This window comes from Bacteroides stercoris ATCC 43183 (assembly GCF_025147325.1).
GTDB lineage: Bacteria > Bacteroidota > Bacteroidia > Bacteroidales > Bacteroidaceae > Bacteroides > Bacteroides stercoris.
This window is the reverse complement of sequence record NZ_CP102262.1, coordinates 390,504-414,496: the sequence shown is the minus strand read 5'-3', so window position 1 is coordinate 414,496 and position 23,993 is coordinate 390,504. Positions and strand designations below refer to the sequence as shown.

Genomic DNA, 23,993 nt, shown 5'->3' with positions numbered 1-23,993 from the left:
AATGACAGGATGATAGTTGTTGTATATGTTACCGTTTTTGATAAGTTGCCTTATTCCACTTCAATCTCATCGATAAACAGGAAAGGTGTTCCTCCTTCTCCCGGATGTCCTTTGGGCAGGGCGGGGGTACGCTTGATTAATACTTTAACATAGCGTGCTTTCACCGGTTCGAAAGTAACTTCATAGTTTGCCACAGCTTTTTTACGGCTGTCCATTTCAACGGGAAATTCTTTGGCTGCCACCTCACGGAAGCTTTTGTTATCGTTAGACACTGATACTGTCAGGCCTGTACATCCAGCAACCCAGGCGCCCATGTCTATTACGGCATGAGTAGAGACATGCTTTATCTCCGGTAATTCGGCAACTGTCTCGCCTGCGGCATTGCCGTTTGACGCACCGAGGTCGATAACAGCCGTTACGTCTCCATCCAAAAAGCCAATCCACTCGCCGGTTGCATAATTGTCAATTCCGCTCATTCCGTCTACTAAAGCGGTAGCGCCTTTAAAGGCGTATTTCGGAGTGGGCTGTGTACCTGTCAGCTCAATCGGGCAGAAAGTGGCTTTGTTGATGTAGAAGCTTTTTTCTGTTACCTTGCTTTTTCCTTCAGGGCGGATAGCAACAGCACGCAAGTCGGCGGACTGGCGGATAACGATGCCGGTTCCGTTATACTGTTCGGAGGCTGTAGTGGGTTCAGTACCGTCTAAGGTATAGTAAATGGGAGCATTGTCAATGGTGCGAAGCGTGGCTACTATAGCTCCGCTACCGCTTCCGTCCTCTTCTTGGGTAGTGGTATATTCCGCTTGGATATCGAATATGTGTTTGGCATAATTCATGCTATCCCGTTGGTAGAACTTGATGAGGCGCGGCAGGCGTTGGGTGAAGTCCGCGTAATCTTTCTTTTCAGGCTGTGTCCATTGCACTTCGGCAAGGGCAGCCATGCGTGGGAGTATCATATACTCTGCATGTTCGGTAGTGGCGATATACTCTGTCCATAAGTTGGCTTGTGCACCGAGGATATGTTTGGCCTGTTCTTCGGTAAGCGCAGCGGTAGGGTCGAGACTGTATACTTTCTCTACCGGTACGTATCCGCCTATGCCGAGAGGTTCGTCTTTACTGTCCGCAGTTTGGAGATAGTCAAAATAGCAGTAAAGATTGGGTGTCATAATTACGTCATGTCCCATTTGTGCAGCCTTGATACCGCCGGATGTGCCACGCCAGGACATAACGGTGGCATTTGGTGCCACGTCGCCTTCCAGTATTTCGTCCCAACCGATAATCTGCCTTCCTTTGCTGTTGAGGAACTTTTCGATGCGTGTCATGCAATAGCTTTGCAGACGGTCCTCGGCTGTATGTTGTTTGTCTGTTTTCAAGCCTTCCGCTTTGATGCGTGCCTGACATTTGGGGCACTTGGCCCAGCGGGTACGGGGAGCTTCGTCTCCACCGATGTGTACAAACTTAGAAGGGAATATCTCGGTGATTTCTGCCATTACATCTTCAAGAAACTGCATGCTCTGTTCGTTGCCGATGCACAATACATCTTCAAAGATACCCCAGTCGGGAGATACTTTGTACGGTCCTCCGGTGCATCCCATATCAGGATAGGCGGCCAAAGCGGCAAGCATGTGTCCCGGCAGGTCTACTTCGGGAATTACGGTGATGTAACGTTCTTGTGCATACTTCACGATCTCTTTGGCTTGTTCCTGCGTGTAGAAGCCGCCATACGGAATGTTGTCATATTTTCCGCTTCTTGCCTTGCCGACAACGGTGCAGTTGCGTTTTGAACCGACTTCCGTCAGCTTCGGATATTTCTTTATTTCGATGCGCCATCCCTGGTCATCTGTCAGATGCCAATGGAAAGTATTCATATTGTGTAGCGCCAGTAAGTCGATATATTCTTTTATGAACTCCAGCGGAAAGAAATGTCGGCATACATCAAGATGCATACCGCGATATGTAAAGCGGGGTTCGTCTTTGATACTGCCTGCCGGTAGCAGAATATCAGCTCCCTGAGCCTCGGCGGGGATTGATTTCCGTAATGTCTGGCAACCGTAGAACACACCGTTCTCTGTCTGCCCGTTGATTTGAATACCTTCCGAAGTTGTCGTCAGCACATAACCTTCTTTATTGGCTATATCCGCATCTAAACCTAAATTGATTGCATGCTTTGCCGCTTCTCCGTCCTTCAAGCCTTTTACAGGAGGAGTATACCCTATGGCTTGCCGGATGTATCCGGATAAGAATTCAGCGTTGCGCTTTAGCAGGAGGTTGCCTTCTGGATAGGTAATGGAAACATTTTTGTTTAATAGAAACGGCTTTTCTTGTGTCAGAACAACCTCTTGGGGGAGAGGTATTATTTGGTAATCGGCCTTTTTTTCTGTTTGGCACGAAGAACATGCCAAAGCTACAACACCTGCAAGGAGTACGTGGTTAAGTTTCGTAAGCATAGATTTGATTGGTTTTTAATAAGTTTCTCGCAAATATACGAAAAAAAATTATGTACAGAGGAGCGCTGCATATTTCTTTATCATATTCCATAAAAAAAGGCTATCTCTCCCAGACAGCCAATCTTTTTGTTAACCTTAAATCTAATACTATGAAAAACACATTGCAAAGTTATTCTATTCCTGGTATTATCCAATATTTTTTCTGGAAATCTATTGTTTGGTAACACGGTTTATGAGACAGTTGCTTCTGTTAACATTTAATACAACGTGCGTCTTCCTTTAACAGGTTTGTTGGGTTGTGGCTTGCTTCGTGTTTTCCGGGCTGTCAGCCGCCTTTCTCCTTTTTTCTGTGTCTTCTGTTCTTTTACTGTGTCGTTGTTTTTTTGTATCTTTTTCTCTGCCGTCTTTCTTTCTGTCTTTCTTTTCGTTGCATGTTTCTGTATTGTTTCCTTCCTGTGTCATTTCTCCCGTTAGCCTTTATCTTGTGTCCGACACCCGGGTGTCGTGCATACCGAGACCCGGATGTCGAACATGCCGAGACCCGGATGTCGAACATGTCAAGACCCGGGTGTCATGCAATGCCCTTCCGTATCTCCGTGTTTTCTTTCCCCCTTCCGCTGTTTCCTTTTCGCGCGCATGCGCATATATTATAATGTGTCCCTTTTGCCAGGCTTTCCATCCTCCTTAAAAAATATGTTCTTCAACACATTTGTCAATCAGCGTTTTATAAAAATGTTCAAGAGAAACTCGAAAAAATCCCCTTATATATTTGGCTTGTATGCTATAAAGTCCTACTTTTGCACCCGCTTTCGAGAACGGAAGCAGCGATGTTTTGACATTCTGACAGGAACGGCGTAGGAACTCTTACATATTTCTTTTGCTTGGGGCTTGTTTCTTTCTGGAATTCCCCCTTTGAAAAAGCAGAATGAAAAAAAACTTCCGAAAACATTTGGAAGATATGAAATAAAGTTCTTACCTTTGCACCCGCTTTCAAAAAGTAAGCAGCGTTGGTTGACACACTTTTTCTTGAATCCGGGTCGGTAAAACAATCTTTCTTTTGTTCTCCCTTTCGCAAGAGAGATGACGGGAAAAAGGAAAGATGAAAAAAACTTCCGAAAATATTTGGAAGATATACTTAAAAGTTTTTACCTTTGCATCCGCTTTCCTGAAAAGAAAGCCGACATAAAAGAAGCGATCTTTGAAGAGATTTACATAAACAATACAAGTAGTACAAGAGCAAGACTTGTTTCTGAAAAAGAAACGGTCTTGGGTAAAATAAAAAGAACCGTCATTACTTATTAAATAGGTAATAGATACTTTTTAAATTCGAGCGTCCTGAACAGAGCAACAACCATTCCTATATGGAATGATTAACAATACTTTTACAATGAAGAGTTTGATCCTGGCTCAGGATGAACGCTAGCTACAGGCTTAACACATGCAAGTCGAGGGGCAGCATCATCAAAGCTTGCTTTGATGGATGGCGACCGGCGCACGGGTGAGTAACACGTATCCAACCTGCCGACAACACTGGGATAGCCTTTCGAAAGAAAGATTAATACCGGATGGCATAGTTTTCCCGCATGGGTTGACTATTAAAGAATTTCGGTTGTCGATGGGGATGCGTTCCATTAGGCAGTTGGCGGGGTAACGGCCCACCAAACCTACGATGGATAGGGGTTCTGAGAGGAAGGTCCCCCACATTGGAACTGAGACACGGTCCAAACTCCTACGGGAGGCAGCAGTGAGGAATATTGGTCAATGGACGAGAGTCTGAACCAGCCAAGTAGCGTGAAGGATGACTGCCCTATGGGTTGTAAACTTCTTTTATACGGGAATAAAGTGAGCCACGTGTGGCTTTTTGTATGTACCGTATGAATAAGGATCGGCTAACTCCGTGCCAGCAGCCGCGGTAATACGGAGGATCCGAGCGTTATCCGGATTTATTGGGTTTAAAGGGAGCGTAGGCGGGTTGTTAAGTCAGTTGTGAAAGTTTGCGGCTCAACCGTAAAATTGCAGTTGATACTGGCGACCTTGAGTGCAACAGAGGTAGGCGGAATTCGTGGTGTAGCGGTGAAATGCTTAGATATCACGAAGAACTCCGATTGCGAAGGCAGCTTACTGGATTGTAACTGACGCTGATGCTCGAAAGTGTGGGTATCAAACAGGATTAGATACCCTGGTAGTCCACACAGTAAACGATGAATACTCGCTGTTGGCGATATACAGTCAGCGGCCAAGCGAAAGCATTAAGTATTCCACCTGGGGAGTACGCCGGCAACGGTGAAACTCAAAGGAATTGACGGGGGCCCGCACAAGCGGAGGAACATGTGGTTTAATTCGATGATACGCGAGGAACCTTACCCGGGCTTAAATTGCAACTGACTGAATCGGAAACGGTTCTTTCTTCGGACAGTTGTGAAGGTGCTGCATGGTTGTCGTCAGCTCGTGCCGTGAGGTGTCGGCTTAAGTGCCATAACGAGCGCAACCCTTACGGGTAGTTACCATCAGGTTATGCTGGGGACTCTACCCGGACTGCCGTCGTAAGATGTGAGGAAGGTGGGGATGACGTCAAATCAGCACGGCCCTTACGTCCGGGGCTACACACGTGTTACAATGGGGGGTACAGAAGGCAGCTACACGGCGACGTGGTGCTAATCCCGAAAGCCTCTCTCAGTTCGGATTGGAGTCTGCAACCCGACTCCATGAAGCTGGATTCGCTAGTAATCGCGCATCAGCCACGGCGCGGTGAATACGTTCCCGGGCCTTGTACACACCGCCCGTCAAGCCATGAAAGCCGGGGGTACCTGAAGTACGTAACCGCGAGGAGCGTCCTAGGGTAAAACTGGTGATTGGGGCTAAGTCGTAACAAGGTAGCCGTACCGGAAGGTGCGGCTGGAACACCTCCTTTCTGGAGCGACGCTCAGAAAAAGACGAAAAGTTGGTTCTAAAGAGATTACCTCCATAAGAACCTCTTGTACTGCGAAGATTGTTTATTAATAATATAAAGAGAAAGTAGAAGCCGAGCCTTCGGGCTAGGGTTTGACTGACAGTCCTATAGCTCAGTTGGTTAGAGCGCTACACTGATAATGTAGAGGTCGGCAGTTCAACTCTGCCTGGGACTACGACATAGTCTTGGTGAGAGACACGGACGATTTTAATTACTAATTCTAATTACTAATTACCAATCACTGACCGTCTATTACTAACCACTATCTCGGGGGATTAGCTCAGCTGGCTAGAGCACCTGCTTTGCACGCAGGGGGTCAACGGTTCGAATCCGTTATTCTCCACTCTTGAGATTCCGTTAAATCGGAATATTCTCAAACGATCTTTGACATGATGTAACAGAAAAAAGTAAAGTTAAAGCTGAAAGTATATATCGACCATACGTTGTCGGTAAGACTAAAAGTAAGCAAGGGCGCATGGCGGATGCCTTGGCTCTCGGAGGCGATGAAGGACGTGATAAGCTGCGATAAGCTTCGGGTAGGTGCAAATAACCTTTGATCCGGAGATTTCCGAATGGGACAACCCGATTGGTTGAAGACCAATCATCCAACCAAGTTGGAGGCTAACGCAGGGAACTGAAACATCTTAGTACCTGCAGGAAAAGAAAATAAATAATGATTCCCCTAGTAGTGGCGAGCGAACGGGGACCAGCCCAAACCACCTATGTTACGGCATATGTGGGGTTGTAGGACCACGTTGTGGCAAGAAAACTGGTGAGTAGAATGTTCTGGAAAGTTCAACCATAGAGCATGATAGTTGCGTATACGAAGCCAGTCGAAGCCTAGTGGTATCCTGAGTAGCGCGGAGCACGAGGAATTCTGCGTGAATCAGCCGGGACCATCCGGTAAGGCTAAATACTCCCGAGAGACCGATAGTGAACCAGTACTGTGAAGGAAAGGTGAAAAGCACTTCGAACAGAAGAGTGAAATAGTTCCTGAAACCATGCGCCTACAAGCGGTCGGAGCTCTTACGAGTGACGGCGTGCCTTTTGCATAATGAACCTACGAGTTACTTTTTCCGGCAAGGTTAAGGGTCTTGAGACCTGCAGCCGAAGCGAAAGCGAGTCTTAACAGGGCGTTCAGTCGGAAGGAGTAGACGCGAAACCAAGTGATCTACCCTTGGGCAGGTTGAAGGATGGGTAACACCATCTGGAGGACCGAACCAATAAGCGTTGAAAAGCTTCTGGATGACCTGAGGGTGGGGGTGAAAGGCTAATCAAACTTGGAGATAGCTCGTACTCCCCGAAATGCATTTAGGTGCAGCCTTGACTTATACTGGCATGAGGTAGAGCGACTGATAAGATGCGAGGGCTTCACCGCCTATCAAGTCTTGACAAACTCCGAATGCGTGTCAGTTCTATGTCAGGAGTGAGGGCATGGGTGCTAAGGTCCATGTCCTAAAGGAGAACAATCCGGACCAACAGCTAAGGTCCCTAAATGAATACTAAGTTGAACTAACGAAGTCAGATTGCTAAGACAGCTAGGATGTTGGCTTGGAAGCAGCCATTCATTTAAAGAGTGCGTAACAGCTCACTAGTCGAGGAGTTTGGCGTGGATAATAATCGGGCATCAAGTATTCTACCGAAGCTTTGGGATGTGTAAACATCGGTAGGGGAGCATTCCACTCAGCGTTGAAGGTGAGGCGTGAGCCTTGCTGGAGCGTGTGGAAAAGCAAATGTAGGTATAAGTAACGATAAAGGGGGTGAGAAACCCCCTCGCCGAAAGACTAAGGTTTCCTGATCAACGCTAATCGGATCAGGGTTAGTCGGGTCCTAAGGCTCAGCCGAACGGCGAGGCCGATGGCAGAACCGGTTAATATTCCGGTACTACCTCAAGGAGTGACGTGGAGACGGAGCAGTGACAGTGCCGCGGACTGACGGAATAGTCCGTTAAAGGGTGTAGATGTTGATTCCTGCAGGCAAATCCGCAGGAAGAGTCGAACCTGATAGTATGGAGCGTCCTTCGGGACAATCCAATAGTGCATGTAAGCATACTCCCGAGAAAATCCGCTAAACTTAATCCTTGTGGTACCCGTACCGCAAACGGACACACGTAGTCGGGTTGAATATACTAAGGCGCTTGAGTGATTCACGGTTAAGGAACTAGGCAAACTGACCCTGTAACTTCGGGATAAAGGGTCCTCAGGGTGACTTGAGGCGCAGAGAATCGGTCCAGGCAACTGTTTAACAAAAACACAGGGCTGTGCAAAATAGAAATATGAAGTATACAGCCTGACACCTGCCCGGTGCTGGAAGGTTAAGAGGAGATGTCATCGCAAGAGAAGCATTGAATTGAAGCCCCAGTAAACGGCGGCCGTAACTATAACGGTCCTAAGGTAGCGAAATTCCTTGTCGGGTAAGTTCCGACCTGCACGAATGGTGTAATGATCTGGACGCTGTCTCAACCGTGAGCTCAGTGAAATTGTAGTATCGGTGAAGATGCCGATTACCCGCGATGGGACGAAAAGACCCCGTGAACCTTTACTATAGCTTAACATTGAATTTGGGTAATTGATGTGTAGGATAGGCCGGAGGCTTCGAAGCAGGTACGCCAGTATTTGTGGAGCCGCTGTTGAAATACGGCCCTTTGATTATTTGAGTTCTAACCCGCGGTTGCGGGGACACTGTTTGGTGGGTAGTTTGACTGGGGTGGTCGCCTCCAAAAGCGTAACGGAGGCTTCTAAAGGTGCCCTCACGACGATTGGTAACCGTCGGCAGAGTGTAATGGCATAAGGGCGCTTGACTGGGAGACTAACAAGTCGATCAGGTAGGAAACTAGAGCATAGTGATCCGGTGTTTCTGTATGGAAAGGACATCGCTCAAAGGATAAAAGGTACTCCGGGGATAACAGGCTGATCCCTCCCAAGAGCTCATATCGACGGAGGGGTTTGGCACCTCGATGTCGGCTCGTCACATCCTGGGGCTGGAGAAGGTCCCAAGGGTTGGGCTGTTCGCCCATTAAAGTGGCACGCGAGCTGGGTTCAGAACGTCGTGAGACAGTTCGGTCTCTATCTATCGTGGGCGTATGAAATTTGCGTGGCTCTGACACTAGTACGAGAGGACCGTGTTGGACTGACCTCTGGTTTACCGGTTGTGCCGCCAGGTGCATTGCCGGGTATCTAAGTCGGGATTGGATAAGTGCTGAAAGCATCTAAGTACGAAGCCAGCCACAAGATTAGATTTCTTAGGGTCGTCACAGACGATGACGTTGATAGGATGCAGGTGTACAGGCAGCGATGTCATAGCCGAGCATTACTAATTGCCCGTTCACTTTTGGTTTTTCCGTGTATGGGTGGTATATACGTTCAGTTTACCGGTTTCATTACCGGTTGTTCTTTACTTTTTACATCATGTCTGCCTTATTCAGGTGACTATAGCACTGAGGTTCCACCTCTTCCCATTCCGAACAGAGAAGTTAAGCTCAGTCACGCCGATGGTACTGCGTAACAGTGGGAGAGTAGGTAGTCGCCATTTTTTTAGAGAGAGAAGCCCCTGTATCGGAAGATGCAGGGGCTTTCTTGTTTTTGGGCTATTTTGTCTGCCTTGCCTTATACTTGCCTTGTTTTGCTTGCTTTTCTTTTCTTTGTTTTGCTTGCTTTCTTGGGGTCAGCAGATTTTTAGTGGGGATTATTCTTATACTTGTGAAGTATTTCTCTTTCTTTGCTTTTAGGATATTATATCGTATCACATCATACCCATATCACATCACATATCTGGCAAGCATCTCCTCTTATATCCTTCTGTTCTTATCTCTGAAAGTTACTCTGCTGTGCGCGTGACGGTAAATATAGAGGTTAATCCCCGTACGCCAATAGAGTAAGTCAAAAACTCAGATGAATGGCGTGTGTTTTGTTCCGCTATATGTCAGCGTTAAACGGTGCATTGCTCTTGTTACCGCCACATATAACATACTCCGGTCGATCTCAGAATGATAATTTTTATCATCTACTTGTGGGATAATTACCTCATCAAATTCCAAACCCTTTGCCATGTGTGCAGAGGTGATAACGATACCTTGTACAAAAGCCGAACTTTGATTCGATAGGAAATGGATATTGTAGATACTAATTGAAAAGTGCGCTGTATTCTAATTGAAAAGAGCTCCATCCATAACTTGTTACAAAATTACTATAAGTTTAAAATATTCATTTATCTTGTCTCATTTTTTGTGTTTCCTTAAGCCTATAAGACAGTCCGGTCATATTAACCAGATAAGCTTTATGTGTAAGCCTGTCAACCATTGCCGCCACAAGCACCTTGTCCTTTATGATTTCATTCCATCTGTTAAAAGCCAAATTAGTAGTAATGATTGTAGCCTTTTTCCCGGCTCTTAACGACAGGTGGTTAAAAAGCAGTTCTCCTCCTTCCTTGTCACAACTGACATATCCGAACTCATCACAGATGACCAGATCGTATTTTTCAAACCTTAATTGTAGCGTCCTCAGTGTCTTTGCTGATTTAGCCTCCCTTATCTGGGTAAGCAGGACCGGCACTGAAGTAAACAATACGGTAAAGTCCTGTTGGCAGGCCTTTATTCCTAAAGCCGTAGCAATATGCGTCTTTCCCGTTCCCGGATTTCCATACAGGACCAGGTTTCTTCCCTGTCTGATGAAGTCCAGTGTCTCCAATTCAGGTAATATTACCTGTGCCTCTTTGGGCATGTCTTCCATAACAAGCTCATGCAGATACTTCATTTGTGGAAATCCCGCAGATCTTGTCCTTGATCTTCTTCTACACTCCCTTCTCCTGGCGCTTTCCTTTCCAAGCAATTCCGTCAAGAACTGCAGATGGTTCCAGTTTTCTTCAGCTGCCAATGAAAGGGTGCATTCCAGTTCCTCTTTAAAGGACAGAAGCTTCAGTTCTGCAGCATAGTCATAAATGGTTTCTTTTTCTGATTTCATATATTATAAACTTAAATGGTTGGTATTATATCATGCACTTCATTGTATCCTGTCATGAGCGCCGTGATGCCTTCAAGCATATCCACAGCTTCTCTTTCTATATTCTCCTGTTGTGCCGGGAGAACAGGCGGTTCCATGGTTTCTTCTGTTTCTCCCTGTACGCTACCATGCAGCATGGCCTTTACCTGGTCCGGAGATATCTTTCTGACACCACGTCCGGTCAGCTCCTTGCATGCCGTGACAATGTCCGTTCCGGAAAATCCATTTTTTCGGGCATAGTCCAGCAACAGAACAAACGTCCTGTTGTCCTCCTTGAAATGGATGTCATACAGCCTTCTCAGTTCTTCCGGTGCTCTTTGCCAAACCACAGAGTGGGGCAATGCCCCCGGTTTACGGGAAAGTGTACGCAAATAGTGCTCCAGCTTGATGCACCAGTCTCCACCGCAATAACTGCGTTGATGAGAGGCCACTTTCTCCTTCCCGTACAGGATGACGATTTTTTCACTATAAACCTTGACATGTACTTTTTCTCCCACAAGAGAATCAGGTACGGAATAATGAACATTTTTCATGCTGATAGTTGACCATTTATCCACAATGTACTCATAGACCTCAAAACAGCCCAGATTACCGGGAAAAGGCTTCAGCGATGACAGGTCAGCTTCCAGACGTGATGTTTTCTCCGCTGTTGAAAGACTGCCTTGCTCGTTGTTGACCTGCATACATACCCGGTTTAAATGCTCCTGGGCAGAATGTATATCACCAAAATGGTCTGTCAGGCAGAAAGCTTTCCTTCTGACATATTCCACGCTGCGCTCCACATGTCCTTTCTCCCATCCGGCCCGTACATTACAGAAACGGTACTCAAAACAATAGAAACCGGACATCTTCATCAAAGCTTCTGTAGGTTTCTTATCACCACCGACAAAGCTCTTGACGGCTACACGCATATTGTCATAGGCCATCATGGCGGGGACACCATGTATATCCCTGAAAAAGTTACGGTGGGATTCCATGAAGGCAAGCGTATTCTGATGCCTGAAAAGATAGGCGTATCTGCCATTGCTATGCCCGAAAGTGAATACGGCCAGATAAAACTTGGTTTTGACGCCGTCAATAAAAAGAAGAACTTCACCCCAGTCAAACTCGGCAATGCATCCAGGCTCATAGAACAACCGGATAAAGGCTTCGCTCTTTTTCTTCTCTTTGTATGACTCTATATTTTTTATATAACTGCATACTGTGGCGTAACTGATGGTGTATCCTTGAGATAACAGAAACTGGTGGATATCCTTTTTCAACATGCGCTGTTTGCGAAGTCCGGTAGCTATCTTAACGGCATTCTTCTTCAGGCAAAATCCTATCTTATCCTTAATCTCTTGTGTGAGCCGGCGAGGACGGCGTCTGGAACTGTCATACCTGGGCTGGATGGTAAGCAAATCACTCAAAGCCTCTTCTGGATTGTCCGTGCGGATGGCTGACTCGTACTTTGAAAGAATATTGTCAACGGTATGACGGCTGACATGAAGTTCACGAGAGATACGCCGTTTGCTATAACCGCATACTCTATACATGTGTATTATTGATTGTCTTTCTACCATAGTCTTCATTTTACCTTTGCATTTGGATTATACAAAGGTCATTATACTTATCCTATGGTGGCGCAATTTTCAACTGGAATATTGGCGCACTTTTCAATTAGTATCTACATTCTACACTTTCTACAATGTTATAAATCAATGTATTAGTATATAAAAACGACTTCTATACATTTCTACAACTTTCTACAAAATGCAGTTTTTCTATATTTCTTCTCACTACTGTCCCGTAAAAGTGGATAAATAGTTCTTTGAAATTATTGAAATATAGTCAATTACACGGTTTTTTGAAATGAAACGGACTTGATTTTGCAACTTTGCAGTCTAATACAAATGGCTGCTATGTTCCAAGACAAATACGTATTCTCTCAATTAACCGCTTTTCTGAACAGGACTCAGTTCAACAACTATGTTCGCAAGTATGATGGCAACAGATATGTGAAACATTTCACTTGCTGGAATCAGATGCTCGCGATGATGTTTGGACAACTGAGTAACCGTGAGAGCCTGCGAGACTTAGTCGTTGCTTTCGAGGCGCATAGGGCCAAGCAATATCATCTTGGTTTAGGTCGTGAACCGATAGCCAAGACAACTCTTGCGACAGCGAACCAGAACCGTGATTACAGAATCTTCGAAGACTTTGCATTCTATATGATGAAGGAAGCCTGCGAGAAGCGGACGACCAACATCCTTGACATTTCCGGAAAGAAATATGCGTTTGATTCAACAACGATTCCGTTGTGTCTTGCAACATTCCCATGGGCAAAGTTCCGAAGCAAGAAAGGAGGGGTGAAAGCTCATGTCTTATACGACATTGAAGCACAAGTTCCTGCCTTCTATACTGTAACTACTGCATCAAAGCATGATTCCACAGCAATGTCTTCAATCCATTATGAACCAAATGCTTATTATATATTCGACAGGGCTTATGACTCCTTTAAAGAACTCTATAGGATACATCTTACAGACTCTTTCTTTGTTGTCAGAGCCAAGACGAACTTAAAGTATAAGACAGTCAGATGGAAGCGAAGAATGCCAAAGAACATAATGACAGATGCGGAAGTGAAACTGACCGGATATCTCTCCGAGAAAAAATATCCTGAGTCATTCAGACTCGTCCGATATTACGACGAAGAGGATGACCGTGAGTTCACTTTTTTGACGAATGCAAAACAACTTTCTGCACTGGATGTCGCCGATCTTTATAAGAAAAGATGGTTAATCGAGCTGTTCTTCAAATGGCTCAAGCAGCATCTCAAGATAAAGAAATTCTGGGGCACAACAGAGAACGCTGTTCGCATACAAATCAGTGTGGCTATTATCACGTACTGTCTTGTGGCTATTGTCCAACATGATATGAAGTTGAAACGTTCAACCTATGAAGTTTTACAAATTCTCAGCATATCATTGACTGACAAAACCCACTTGCGTGACCTGTTCGACAAGACTAATTTCAATGATGTCAAAGATCTAAATGATCCCCTGATTCCGGGGCTTTTTGATTAATTGTTTAACTCGTCCCATTTTAACGGGACACTAATGATTTCTTCTACAAAATGGCACTTTATAGACAGATTTTCTACACTTATTACCCAATAATAAAACCGTTATATTGTTGATATATACTTGTTTATGCAGATTGTAGAAATTGTAGAAGGTGTAGAGAGCAAAAATGTATTACTTTATGCGTTGAATTTTGCCGGAAAAATAGCGGGCAATGTTATATATAGTGACTATATTTGCATAGAAACCAACTATTTATGATATGAAACCTTATGTAACGATTGAACTGCAACCTTATCTGCATGATTTCCTTTACCATGAATTTGGGTGTACAAGGGGAACTGACGAATATATACAGGTCACATCGGCCAATGACCTGGGCAAATTTATTCAGGCTATGGTGACAGTCAGTGACCGTCCGCCCCAGCAGTCCCTTAAGGACCATCCGATAAAGCTGTGCCTTCCTATCCGTGAATGGAATCATTTTATCCTGAAAGAGAATTTTATTTATATTCCGGAGTGGAAACAGCAGATGCTTCGCGACTATATCGAGGCATCGTTCCGCATCCGTATTCGTGAGTACTTTGTTTCAGGCTATGAGAAAGGGTATAAGCAGGATAGGATTATCAAAGCCTTTCTGGCTGCCTATAATATCAAGGCCAACGCATTGAATTATGATGCGGTGAAGAAGTATGATTATCGTAATCGCCGGCGGATTGTCAAGGAAGTGAACCATGACATACAACTGACCCTTTTTGATTAACATTATTTAATCTGTTAAACTTTAAGTAAAAAACGGATTTTCAATTGAATATCACTTAAACTTTTAACTAAAATGAATCAGGATGACAGACGGTCGCAGGTATGCGGCATGTGTTTTCTTCCGATAGCGGATGCTTCGGTTGGAAATTGTCCAGGTGCGGATTTTATTAGGGTCCGCGGTGACTGGGAAGTTATCGGAATATCTTCCGGAGAGTTTAAAGAGAGCTGCGATACGTCCGGAGGCGTAGTGAAACAAGAGCTTAAGGCTGTTGTTACGGATACGGGAAAAGCCAATATGGGGAGAATACAGGAGCTGGTACGGCAGGAAGGGTTGGTGCTGCTCGATTTATCGAATGGTGACTGCAAGGTGGTAGGCACGGACCAGTTCCCGGTGTCGTTCTCAACGGAATATGCAGGTTCTCCTTTGAAATTAACCCTCTCTTTTAAACGTGATAGTGCGGAGTTTGCCAAAAATTTAAAGTCCTTTTAAGCGGGTAGCGCTGTTGTACCTTTGTATCGTTTATTAGTAGATACAAATATAATGGCGTTTTCAAATTTATATAGTGCGGTCTGTCGGGGCAAATGGTTCGTTTCGTTCCGGGAGGTTGAATCCAACCTGCTTGTTGTCGATAAACTGTTGGAACGCGACTTTGATAGTCAGGATACCGGTCGGTTGTCTGAGCGTGAAGCTATACCGCTGATGATTGCGACAAAAGATGGGCGTAGCGCAAGACTCGGCAATAGCTTCAGCGATGCTCCGCAAGGTAGTACGGCTATCATTCCGGTTCATGGTACTATGCTGAAGTATGGTACGTATTGCAGTTACGGGACAACGGAATATGCGGCCCTTATTCGTGACGCGGCTGACTCGGCTAATATCTCTTCTGTTTTGTGTGACATCGATTCCGGTGGCGGTGCAGTGGATGCCATTGCACCGCTGGTCGATGCCATTCTTTATGCAAAAAGTAAAGGAAAAGCGGTTGTTGCACATTGTGACCTTTGTGCATCGGCTGCTTATTATGCTGCTTCCTACTGTGATGAGATTATTGCCTCGAATACCATATCTGCCGAGTTCGGCAGTATCGGTGTGATGATGAGCTTTCCGGATTATGCTAAGTATTATGAAAATGCCGGCGTTAAGGTGCATACTATTTACTCCAATCTTTCCGATTACAAGAATGCTCCGTTTGAAGCGGCCAAGAAAGGTGATTACGCTTCCATCCGTGACGAAGAACTGGACCCGTTGGCAAGGGATTTTCAGGCAAATGTCAGGAAGAACCGGGGTGAATGTTTGAAGCAGGAGACTGAAGGACTGCTTCGCGGACGCATGTTCTATGCGGAAGATGCGCTGAAAGTTGGACTTATAGATAGTATCGGTAACCAGGATTATGCTGTACGGCGTAGCCGGGAAATCAATGCGGAAATGACAATTAACAATTATATCAACTCAAAATCCTGAAAGTATGTTTGGAAAAGTAATGAGCGTGGTACTTGGCTTTTTGGGCATCTCGGCCTTTGCGAAAGACGAGAAAGGAAAATCAATCCTTCTTTCTACGCAGGAAGAGCAGTTGAAGCAGAAGTACGGGGCGGTATTCGTCGAAGCCTTTAAAAAGGATCTCGCCGAATTTGAGAAAGAGGGTAGGAATGCAGAGGAAGCGGTTACCGATGACGTGAAAGCGGAATTGGAACGGGAGCGCGACAGTAACGAGACAGCGCTTGCCCAGGCACGTAAATCCTTGAAAGAACTGGATGATAAAGTGAAAGCTCTGAAGGATGAGATTGCCCAAAAAGATGCGCAAATAGAAAAAATGACAAAAGAACCGGTTCCGGATGCCGGTCAGCAGGTTGATGGGGGTAAATCAGAGATGGGTAATAAGTTTAAACCGGACATGAGTCTGGCACATAACCGTTATTTGGACGCAGCTTTCAAAGGTGCGGCATACAGTGGTAACTCGACCATTGAAACAACTGAACTCCAGAAGGAGTTTGGGAAGTATGTATCTTCGGAACGGATTGAGATACTCAAAGGACTGATGGGTACTACGGAGTCCACGAAGTACATGTCAACATTGGTAACGGATAAGACGGAAGTACGTGCGCAGCAGGCTGCCATTGATTCAGTGCTTCAGCAGTTCGTTCCGAAGTGGACGCCTAAAGGCAAGTCTAAGTTCACTCCGCTGACAATAAAGAACTACAAGTGTAAAATCAACGTTCCCATTACGCCGTCGGACATCATGGAGGATATTCTCGGCTATCTGTATGATGAGAACTTGAAACCGGAAGATATGCCGGTAGTGAAATACATCTTGTATCAGCTTATATTCCCAAAACTGGACGAGGAACGCGAAATCGCATTGGCGGTTGGTGAGTTTAAGGAAACTTCGGCTACAAAGGACGGTGATGCCGCTACGGATGCTAATGACGTCATGGACGGTTATGTCACCCAATTGAAGAAACTCAAGAAAGCGAATAATGAAGCGATAACCTGGCTGCTCGATGGTGAGAAGCTCGAGGATGCGACACTGGTTGACCAGATAGAGAAAGCGGTTGAGGAAGTGAAACCTCTGTACAAGAAAAAATCCATGTTTATCCATGCGGACCCGGACTTGGTAACACGTTATGGTAAGGCATATCGTAAAAAATATCCTTGGCTGAAGAATGAGGACGGTGAGAAAATCAAGGTCGATTTTTCCAAGTTCTCGTTTGTGCCGCTTGAAGGCATGCGAGGTACGGGTGTGTTCTTCATCACACCGAAAGAGAACTTCAAACATCTGCGCAGTAAGGACCCTCAGAGTGCAAAAGTTTGGATGCAGGGAGAGAATTACGATGTGAAGATTTTTGCGGAATGGTGGGAGGCTACCGGATTTTGGCTGGCTGAAGCTATTTTCGCTTATCTGCCGCCGGCAGAAGAGGCTTCTGTTTCTTCGGCTTCTGATGATGGCATTTGAAATGAAAGGAGGTATATATGAGTGAAAACTATACAATGGTATCAGTACCGAAAAAGACATCGAACGCCGGACGTCCGAAAGGGAAGAAGTCCTATGTCATGCTTTTCCGTTGGGAGGACGTTAAGACCTGCACCCGTGATGAAAAGGGCGTGAAGGTGACCGCTTTTGAAATGGCGGAAGGCAAAAAACCGATAGCGGTGTATACTACGGATTCTACAATAAACATCTATCATACCAGTGAGGGGGAAGATGATGCGCGCGGATTCATTCACCACGTGGATTATGAGCATCCGGGTACGGAGCTGGAACATGATGAGTTTGTTAACAACAACATCAACGAGAACCTGGGGGCGATTGTTTTCGGGTGTTCGGGGGATGATGCGAAGATTGCCGGAACACCGTGTACTCCGCTCAAGATGACCAAGGCGGATTCTCAGGATAACAAGGAAGGGGATAAGAATACCATTAATCTGGCCAGTTCTTTACGCGGTGGCACTATCGGCCATATAGCCAAGAGCCTTATTCCGGCAACGGACAGCGAGGAAATCAACGCTGTTTTAGGATTGCCGCCTGCTTCGGAATTGTCGTCTGACGGAGATGGAATGTAGTTTTGTTTAAAGGTTGGTTATAGGAGAGGCGTTTGCTTGGCATGCGCCTCTCTGTCCTTTTATAGGATATTGATAGGGGATATTTTTGTATCGAATAAAAAAAATAAATTATGGCAACGAAAAAGGAAACTGAAAAAGATGAGTTAACAAAGGTGGATATCACCCATGCAGATGTGAATGATGGTATGGCAGCGCCGGAACAGGAGGCTTTGTCTGAAATGGAAAAAGTGAATGCTACGGCTCAGGACCATATAACGGTTGTTATTCCTTATTGCAGGGAATTTGCTCAGGGCAGAGAGCTGCTGTATGCTTTACGCTCCTGGCAGGAGAATGTACGTTTCGGAATCAATGTGGTGGTCATCGGTGACCGTGAGGCTTGGTTCAGCGAAGAAATTACCTTTATCGAGCATCAGCGTGTATCCGATAATGTGCAGGTTGATACACTCGCTAAATTGAGAATTGCTGTAGCTTCTCCTGAAGTGACCGGATATTTCATCTGGAGTAATGATGATATCTATGTTATGAATCCGGTTGCATTGCCACACATCGCACTTCCTAAAGTATCGGGCAAGCTTGTTCCGATGAGATTCAAGGGACTTTATGCGGAGAATATGAAACAGACCGCAATGTTGTTGGAAAAGAACGGTTTGCCATGCCTGAATTATGAGACCCATACTCCGGTATTGTTTGATAAAGAGAAGTTGACTGCGATGTTTGAACGGTTCCCGGAACTGGAAAAGGGAGGTTACCTGTTTACTTCTGTTTATTATAATTCCCATCCATATCCGACACAGCCGGTGTATCTTGATTGGAAAACCGACCAGGTGTTGCTGCCTGTAGTATCGCAGAGTCCGGATGAGAATAAGGTGGTTGATATCTTATCCCGTAAGGTGTTTATGAACAATGCTGTTTCGGGGTATTCTTCTTGGTTGGAAAAATTCCTTGATAAATGTTTCCCGGTTTCTTCCGATTTTGAGAATTGAAGGGAGCTTACGGGAAGTGCTTCACGGAGAGAGCCGCTCTCTTTCCGTGAAGAATTTCCGTTCCTGAATGAACCGGACTGCCCCATGGAGCTGGAAGCGCTTGTTTCGCGTAAGTTCAGCAAGTATCATGCTTATGTGCGGTTACACCGGAAATTGCGCGATTGCACCTCTTTGGAAGAATGCGCTACTGTCAGTCGTGAACTGATTGATAGCTATATCGGTAATCGGATGATATGGGAAGAGTTGAACTATTACAAGGAAAACCACTCGCTGTTGGGAAAACATCCGGCTTTTGCCGAGTTCCGCCGCAGGAGTGAGCTTCTGAAACTTCCGGTCAAGGAACTGGTACGTAGGCTGAGACAGGTGGAGAATAATATTTGGCGGGTTAAGTCGGAACTGGCGAAAGGGGATAAACCGCATTTGGATGCGATTCGCCGTGAAAGGTTGGCCGGCTATGAGAAGGAGCTGGCAGATATAAATCGTCTGTTGGAATGAGTTATTATTTTAATTTGGAGGAACTCCGGAAAGAAATGTCCGATTCCCGTATTTTCACCAGACGTTTTGAAACAATGTTGACGTTCAAGCTGAATAGCTTGAAAGAATTATGCGGACGTTTGCCTAAGGAAAACGAGGCGTTTTTTATCGAGACAAAGAAGAGTTTTACGGCATTTACCTTTATTGTGTATCTGATAAAGCATGCAGGGCAGGTGAATCATTTGTATGTAGCGACCTATTCGACGAATGAGCGTATCATTAATGCGCTGCTCCGCTGGAAGGAAAAAGGATTTATCGGCGTCATTCATCTCCATATTTCGGAAACGATTAAGTTCCGGATGCCGAAGGTATTTGAACGGCTGATGCAGCTCTACCGGGAAGGAACGATTGAGTTGTCTTTCTCCTGGAGATAAGAAGATAACCTGTCTTGACACAACGGCAGGTTATTTTGTTGTTGAGGGGTCGGGAAATTACGGGGAAAATGCAATGGAAGAGCAGTATGTATTCTTAAAAAACAAGGAAGTGTATGAGTTTCGTAGCGGACGAAGTGGTAAAATGGCGTGAAGATCCGCCATGGTTTGACCGGATAGACATGGATGAACTGGGACGGCTGGCCGGTATCGGTTATGAGCCGAAACAGATTGCAATGTATTACAATGTTCCGGAAACGGATTTTATCTGGTATTTCAACCTTGTAGGGTCTCCGTTGAAATACCATTATGAACGTGGGCAGTTGTTGCAACGGGCCAAAGAGGGTTTGGCTATGGCTGCCAGTGCGGAGACGGGGGATAACGTGACTCAGGCGCAGCGGTTTGATAAGTTCCGCCAGGCGACCGGGTATCGTAATTCGATTAGTAAGATATTTTATGACGATATAGGCTGATGTTTGAAAAATCTTATTTTGAGACCTTGCAGGACTACATTGCTTCAGGATGTACGATAGAACTGACCGGTGATGAATTGGATTACTATAATGCGCTGTATGCCCTGGTGGGGATAAATCGTAAATATGGTAAGGACAATGCAATCGCTTTCCTGATGCACGAGCCGTTTAATGTGGAACGGATGCGTGCCAGGCAGATGTACAGTGAAGCCATTAATCTGTTCTACCTGAATGATACCATAGAGAACAATGCGCACCGGAACATGGTGTTTGACAATCTGATGAAAGCTGCCCATGTGGTTCTTCAGAACGCAGTTAACTCCAAAGACATGGAAGTGTACGGCAATCTGACCGTACAGGCTGCCAGGATTAAGCAGCTTGACAGACCGGACCCGGTGAAGCCGAAAGAACTGGATGAGAAGCCTTTCAAGGTGTATGACCTTGACCCGGAAAAGGTGAGGCTTCCTTCTGCCAACCGGAATCTGTTGGCTGCTCAGATTGACTCGATGCCGGATATACCATCCAGGGAGAAGGTACGGCTGAAACGTGATGCCAATGTGGTTGATATTGATTTTGAAGAAATGCTCGATGACCAGGAAGAAAAAACTAAAGATATTGGATGATGTGGAGCTGCGCTATTCCAATTGGATGGCTCAGCTCATATCGGTTATGATGCCATGGTCGCTCTATTGGGTTGCCGGGCGTGCTTCTGCCAAAACAGTGCAGGTGCTTGCGGAACGGGTGCAGGAAGTTGCGCACGATTGTCCGGGTGCGCCGTTTGCATGGGTGTCGGATACCTATTCGGATTTGCACAAGAATATCATCCCCTCTCTTATTGACGGGTTGTCTATGCTGGGGTGGGAACTTGACAGACATTATGTGATAAACAAAGAACCGCCTCAGGAGTGGAAGGAACGGATGTACAACGTGTGCTCCGATTGGAGAAATACAATGGTGTTCTACACCGGCTTTAACTTCACTTTTATCTCATTGGACCGCCCGGCAATCGGTGCGGGACGCTCTTATGTAGGCGTATTCGGGGATGAGGTGAAGTATTTCCCGGAAGAAAAGTTCACGAACTTGCTGAAGGCGGTGCGTGGCTTTCGGGTGAAGTATGGGGACAGTGTCTGGTATCGCAGTCGTACCCTTACGACCGATATGCCGAACCCGAACCATTTGGGCGAATATGACTGGATTTTGAAGCTGGCGAAGCAGAATGATAAGAAAAAGATACTGCTGATGCTGCGTACCGGTTTTGTCTACAATGAGACGAAAAGAGAATACCTGGCCTGCTTGCAGCATTATAATGAGCTGAAGAATAGTTTCCGGACCGACAGGTCTTTGGAGGCAAAGCTGACGGCCGCCGGGCGTTCCCTGGAACTTGCAGGAAAGAACATGAAACGCTGGGAAGCCCGCTGGATAAAGACGCGTCGTGGTGTATCGTTTTTTTTCATATCTTCTTCCTATGTGAATGCGGATGTATTGGGTGAGGACTGGTTCACGGATGAGTTTGCGGAAGGGCTTGAGGGTTTGGAATGCAATGTGCTTTCCATCATTCCGAAATTGGAGGCTGGCCAGATGTTTTATTGTAATCTGGCGATGAAGCATTTTTATTCGGACGGCTATCTGAATGAAGTGATAGAACGGCATCCGTTCGGGTGGGAACAGGACTGCACAGTCCTTCGTTACCTGGATGTGAGCAAGCCGCTGGAAGCAGGCATGGATGCGGGCAATATGCTTTCCATGGTTTTTGGGCAGAGGAGCGGGCATATCATGCGCGTGATGAAAGAACTGTACACGCTTCCACCGAACAGTGTGCGTGTGTTGGCGGATAGGTTTCTGTACTACTTCAAACCGCACAGACGTAAAATACTGAAGCTGTATTATGACCGTGCCATGAACAACTACAAAGGGGTAGGTGCGGATATGGCTACGCAGATAAAGAAGAACATAGAAACGGATGCTGACGGTAATCGTACCGGATGGCAAGTGCAGCTAATGTCTTTGGGACAGGGGAATATCGGCAGTAACCTGGAATATCGTTTCTTTATGGACTTGCTGAGCGGGAACCTGGAGCGCAATCTGTTTTTGTTGTTAATAGACCAATATAATTGTCCGAACCTTAAGTCGGAAATGGAAGTGACGGAAACCAAAATAGCGAGCGGTCCTAACAGTGCCAGTCTGATAGTCAAGCAGAAGACTGGGGATAAATTGCCTACGCACAGACTGCCTAAGGAGTCTACCAACTTGACGGATGCACTGAAATATTTCATATTGAGAAAGGAATATATTCGTGTGTGGAGGATAGGCAGGAGTGTATCGGGTGCTGCCTCTGTATAACACTTTTTTTTGTTGATTTCGTTTAGCCTGGCCTTGTTGTCCGTGAGGATAGCAGGGCTTTTTTGTATGGTGTGCCGGTATGGGTGGGATAGGGCGCACTACGGGCACGAAACTACGGGACTGTAAATATTTTGTCATATTTCCGAATGCGGGCGGGCGGCTGCGATTGCAAACGGACGACGGCGCGGCTCGGGCAGCGAGCTGCTTCATTCCTGCGATTTTATCACAGGAATGGGGTTTTTGTTTTGTCTTTCAATGGAATATAGTTCTTTAAAGGGCTTTTCTCGGTTGAAAAACGTCCGAATATGGTGAGAAGTCGCCCGTAGGAGTGGGGGCGCGCGAAAATTCCGTGTGGTACGCTTGGTTATAGATACTGTATAGGGTACAGGCATAACCAAACTTAACCACACGGAATTTTCGCGTTTTAGCGGTAGAAAGCAGTGCTTTCTGTCTGTTTTTTTGCACCTATGCAGGTACGCCCGGTATTGTCTATTCAAAGGATGTACCGGGCAGAGAGGTATTTTTTTATTTTTCCGTTCCTTCAACCACGGCGGGGGATTTGTTTAAAGTTAAAAGGATATAATTTTATATCTTTTATCGGATGAATATTTGTAGGATATAAAATTATATCCTATCTTTGTAGTGTAATCAAAAAACAATATGATATGCCAACAGTTTTAATTTTATTCGGATTGAAATTTAAAATCTACACAGCGGAACACCAGCCACCGCATTGCCATGTCACCAGCCAAGACGGGCAAGCCAAGTTTGAAATCAGAGACGAAGTCAAATTGATAGAGAACAAAGGTATGAAACCTAAAGACTTGAGTTTGGCAAGAGCGATTTTAGAGGAAAATCTGGAAGTTATCCAGGAAGAATGGAAAAAATTGCATGGGGATTTTTAATCCCCCATGCTTCTCAATATAAAGAAGGAGGTTGATATGAAGATTATTAAATTATGGTTTGAGAATGGTAGGATTTATGTAACCAATGACAAGGAGGAGACTTTGTACCAATCTTTGAAATTCTATCCTCGCTTGTTAGTGGCTACCGATGAGCAACGTGCAAAGTATGAATTTGAACCGTTTGGTATCCATTGGGATGACATAGACGAAGATATGAGCTATGAAAGTTTCTATTATGATGATACCAAAGAACCGGCCCCTGGCATTCAGGATGCTTTCCTTTCACATCCGGAATTGAATATCTCGGCGGTTGCCCGGAGGATGGGCATTCAGCAGAGTTTGTTGGCAAGCTATATAAAGGGAACGAAAACGCCCTCACCGGAACGTAAGAAGCTGATATTGGATACTATCCATGACATTGGCAGTTCGTTACAGGCTGTATCATTTTAGATAATTGGTACATGATAATGATATACTATATTGTTTGACGGCAAAGAGACTTTTACGGGTTGGAAGCTTCTTTTGTGTAGATATTGCAGCTTTACCGATGAGATTTGTTCTTTTTGTAAACTGATGGCGAGCATAGTTTTTCAAAGATGGGGATTTTTTTATGGAT

The 23,993-nt window shown here is 45.4% G+C and carries 19 protein-coding genes, 2 tRNA genes, 3 rRNA genes and 1 pseudogene; 20 read left to right on the top strand and 5 right to left on the bottom strand.

The window, feature by feature from the left end:
* Positions 1–50: 50 nt before the first annotated feature.
* Both NQ565_RS01595 and NQ565_RS01590 read right to left on the bottom strand, forming a co-directional pair.
* Entirely contained in the window at positions 51–2,444 is a 2,394-nt protein-coding gene (locus tag NQ565_RS01595; RefSeq protein WP_005656419.1) for a glycoside hydrolase family 20 protein, read from the bottom strand.
* Positions 2,445–2,723: 279 nt separating this feature from the next.
* Positions 2,724–2,906, bottom strand: coding sequence for a hypothetical protein (locus tag NQ565_RS01590; RefSeq protein ID WP_005656416.1), 183 nt, complete (start codon positions 2,904–2,906; stop codon positions 2,724–2,726).
* Between the two features lie 618 nt (positions 2,907–3,524).
* On the opposite strand from NQ565_RS01590, the gene NQ565_RS01585 reads away from it, so the two are divergent.
* The 6 genes from NQ565_RS01585 (at position 3,525) to rrf (ending at position 8,925) form a co-directional block, all read left to right on the top strand.
* The gene (locus tag NQ565_RS01585; RefSeq protein ID WP_005653013.1) at positions 3,525–3,746 is read left to right on the top strand and encodes a hypothetical protein; all 222 of its coding nucleotides are present in this window, start codon (positions 3,525–3,527) and stop codon (positions 3,744–3,746) included.
* Between the two features lie 82 nt (positions 3,747–3,828).
* Positions 3,829–5,355, top strand: a 16S ribosomal RNA gene (locus tag NQ565_RS01580).
* A 140-nt stretch (positions 5,356–5,495) separates the two neighbouring features.
* A tRNA-Ile gene (locus NQ565_RS01575) sits at positions 5,496–5,569 on the top strand.
* 94 nt (positions 5,570–5,663) lie between these two features.
* A tRNA-Ala gene (locus NQ565_RS01570) sits at positions 5,664–5,737 on the top strand.
* 112 nt (positions 5,738–5,849) lie between these two features.
* A 23S ribosomal RNA gene (locus NQ565_RS01565) occupies positions 5,850–8,730 on the top strand.
* 84 nt (positions 8,731–8,814) lie between these two features.
* Positions 8,815–8,925 (top strand): 5S ribosomal RNA (rrf, locus tag NQ565_RS01560).
* The 16S, 23S and 5S rRNA genes sit together here with 2 tRNA genes alongside, the layout of an rRNA operon.
* Positions 8,926–9,280: 355 nt before the next feature.
* Here the strand turns inward: rrf and NQ565_RS01555 are convergent.
* From NQ565_RS01555 to istA, 3 genes and pseudogenes are all read right to left on the bottom strand, one after another.
* Positions 9,281–9,508, bottom strand: a pseudogene (locus tag NQ565_RS01555) (3'-5' exonuclease); the annotation flags it as partial.
* Positions 9,509–9,596: 88 nt separating this feature from the next.
* A complete protein-coding gene (gene istB / locus NQ565_RS01550; RefSeq protein WP_005652219.1) occupies positions 9,597–10,352 on the bottom strand; it encodes an IS21-like element helper ATPase IstB in 756 nt (251 codons plus the stop codon).
* 11 nt (positions 10,353–10,363) lie between these two features.
* Complete coding sequence (istA, locus tag NQ565_RS01545; protein ID WP_005652217.1) at positions 10,364–11,962, bottom strand: IS21 family transposase; 1,599 nt, start codon at positions 11,960–11,962, stop codon at positions 10,364–10,366.
* Positions 11,963–12,292: 330 nt separating this feature from the next.
* Here istA and NQ565_RS01540 point away from each other — a divergent pair, with 330 nt between their 5' ends.
* The 14 genes from NQ565_RS01540 (at position 12,293) to NQ565_RS01475 (ending at position 23,827) form a co-directional block, all read left to right on the top strand.
* Positions 12,293–13,456, top strand: a complete 1,164-nt coding sequence (locus NQ565_RS01540) for an IS4 family transposase (protein ID WP_016660807.1) — start codon at positions 12,293–12,295, stop codon at positions 13,454–13,456.
* Between the two features lie 259 nt (positions 13,457–13,715).
* A complete protein-coding gene (locus NQ565_RS01535) occupies positions 13,716–14,216 on the top strand; it encodes a hypothetical protein (RefSeq protein ID WP_005652213.1) in 501 nt (166 codons plus the stop codon).
* A gap of 72 nt (positions 14,217–14,288) precedes the next feature.
* Positions 14,289–14,705, top strand: coding sequence for a hypothetical protein (locus NQ565_RS01530; RefSeq protein WP_005652211.1), 417 nt, complete (start codon positions 14,289–14,291; stop codon positions 14,703–14,705).
* A 51-nt stretch (positions 14,706–14,756) separates the two neighbouring features.
* A complete protein-coding gene (locus NQ565_RS01525; protein ID WP_005652210.1) occupies positions 14,757–15,674 on the top strand; it encodes a S49 family peptidase in 918 nt (305 codons plus the stop codon).
* A gap of 4 nt (positions 15,675–15,678) precedes the next feature.
* Positions 15,679–17,163: a hypothetical protein gene (locus tag NQ565_RS01520; RefSeq protein WP_005652208.1), complete on the top strand. Its 1,485-nt coding sequence runs from the start codon at positions 15,679–15,681 to the stop codon at positions 17,161–17,163.
* Positions 17,164–17,180: 17 nt separating this feature from the next.
* Positions 17,181–17,771, top strand: a complete 591-nt coding sequence (locus NQ565_RS01515) for a hypothetical protein (protein ID WP_005652206.1) — start codon at positions 17,181–17,183, stop codon at positions 17,769–17,771.
* Positions 17,772–17,881: 110 nt separating this feature from the next.
* Positions 17,882–18,754, top strand: a complete 873-nt coding sequence (locus NQ565_RS01510) for a hypothetical protein (protein WP_005652205.1) — start codon at positions 17,882–17,884, stop codon at positions 18,752–18,754.
* An 84-nt stretch (positions 18,755–18,838) separates the two neighbouring features.
* Complete coding sequence (locus NQ565_RS01505) at positions 18,839–19,249, top strand: hypothetical protein (RefSeq protein ID WP_005652203.1); 411 nt, start codon at positions 18,839–18,841, stop codon at positions 19,247–19,249.
* Positions 19,246–19,662 (top strand): hypothetical protein, encoded by a 417-nt coding sequence (locus NQ565_RS01500; RefSeq protein WP_005652201.1) that lies wholly within the window; start codon positions 19,246–19,248, stop codon positions 19,660–19,662. Before NQ565_RS01505 ends, NQ565_RS01500 begins: the two co-directional genes overlap by 4 nt.
* 113 nt (positions 19,663–19,775) lie before the next feature.
* Positions 19,776–20,132: a hypothetical protein gene (locus tag NQ565_RS01495; RefSeq protein WP_005652197.1), complete on the top strand. Its 357-nt coding sequence runs from the start codon at positions 19,776–19,778 to the stop codon at positions 20,130–20,132.
* Positions 20,132–20,755: a hypothetical protein gene (locus NQ565_RS01490; RefSeq protein WP_005652195.1), complete on the top strand. Its 624-nt coding sequence runs from the start codon at positions 20,132–20,134 to the stop codon at positions 20,753–20,755. The genes NQ565_RS01495 and NQ565_RS01490 overlap by 1 nt, the downstream gene beginning before the upstream one ends.
* Positions 20,721–22,472 carry a hypothetical protein gene (locus tag NQ565_RS01485; RefSeq protein WP_005652194.1) on the top strand — a complete coding sequence of 584 codons (1,752 nt, stop codon included), beginning with the start codon at positions 20,721–20,723 and terminating at the stop codon, positions 22,470–22,472. The genes NQ565_RS01490 and NQ565_RS01485 overlap by 35 nt, the downstream gene beginning before the upstream one ends.
* A gap of 665 nt (positions 22,473–23,137) precedes the next feature.
* On the top strand, positions 23,138–23,377 hold the full coding sequence (locus tag NQ565_RS01480; protein ID WP_005652189.1) for a DUF4160 domain-containing protein: 240 nt from the start codon (positions 23,138–23,140) through the stop codon (positions 23,375–23,377).
* A gap of 36 nt (positions 23,378–23,413) precedes the next feature.
* Positions 23,414–23,827, top strand: a complete 414-nt coding sequence (locus tag NQ565_RS01475) for a DUF2442 domain-containing protein (protein ID WP_040315482.1) — start codon at positions 23,414–23,416, stop codon at positions 23,825–23,827.
* Positions 23,828–23,993: the final 166 nt, after the last annotated feature.

Coding starts and splice junctions, on each gene's coding strand:
- NQ565_RS01595 (WP_005656419.1), bottom strand. CDS start 2,444: ATGCTTACGAAACTTAACCACGTACTCCTTGCAGGTGTTGTAGCTTTG.
- NQ565_RS01590 (WP_005656416.1), bottom strand. CDS start 2,906: ATGACACAGGAAGGAAACAATACAGAAACATGCAACGAAAAGAAAGAC.
- NQ565_RS01585 (WP_005653013.1), top strand. CDS start 3,525: ATGACGGGAAAAAGGAAAGATGAAAAAAACTTCCGAAAATATTTGGAA.
- istB (WP_005652219.1), bottom strand. CDS start 10,352: ATGAAATCAGAAAAAGAAACCATTTATGACTATGCTGCAGAACTGAAG.
- istA (WP_005652217.1), bottom strand. CDS start 11,962: ATGAAGACTATGGTAGAAAGACAATCAATAATACACATGTATAGAGTA.
- NQ565_RS01540 (WP_016660807.1), top strand. CDS start 12,293: ATGTTCCAAGACAAATACGTATTCTCTCAATTAACCGCTTTTCTGAAC.
- NQ565_RS01535 (WP_005652213.1), top strand. CDS start 13,716: ATGAAACCTTATGTAACGATTGAACTGCAACCTTATCTGCATGATTTC.
- NQ565_RS01530 (WP_005652211.1), top strand. CDS start 14,289: ATGAATCAGGATGACAGACGGTCGCAGGTATGCGGCATGTGTTTTCTT.
- NQ565_RS01525 (WP_005652210.1), top strand. CDS start 14,757: ATGGCGTTTTCAAATTTATATAGTGCGGTCTGTCGGGGCAAATGGTTC.
- NQ565_RS01520 (WP_005652208.1), top strand. CDS start 15,679: ATGTTTGGAAAAGTAATGAGCGTGGTACTTGGCTTTTTGGGCATCTCG.
- NQ565_RS01515 (WP_005652206.1), top strand. CDS start 17,181: ATGAGTGAAAACTATACAATGGTATCAGTACCGAAAAAGACATCGAAC.
- NQ565_RS01510 (WP_005652205.1), top strand. CDS start 17,882: ATGGCAACGAAAAAGGAAACTGAAAAAGATGAGTTAACAAAGGTGGAT.
- NQ565_RS01505 (WP_005652203.1), top strand. CDS start 18,839: ATGGAGCTGGAAGCGCTTGTTTCGCGTAAGTTCAGCAAGTATCATGCT.
- NQ565_RS01500 (WP_005652201.1), top strand. CDS start 19,246: ATGAGTTATTATTTTAATTTGGAGGAACTCCGGAAAGAAATGTCCGAT.
- NQ565_RS01495 (WP_005652197.1), top strand. CDS start 19,776: ATGAGTTTCGTAGCGGACGAAGTGGTAAAATGGCGTGAAGATCCGCCA.
- NQ565_RS01490 (WP_005652195.1), top strand. CDS start 20,132: ATGTTTGAAAAATCTTATTTTGAGACCTTGCAGGACTACATTGCTTCA.
- NQ565_RS01485 (WP_005652194.1), top strand. CDS start 20,721: ATGACCAGGAAGAAAAAACTAAAGATATTGGATGATGTGGAGCTGCGC.
- NQ565_RS01480 (WP_005652189.1), top strand. CDS start 23,138: ATGCCAACAGTTTTAATTTTATTCGGATTGAAATTTAAAATCTACACA.
- NQ565_RS01475 (WP_040315482.1), top strand. CDS start 23,414: ATGAAGATTATTAAATTATGGTTTGAGAATGGTAGGATTTATGTAACC.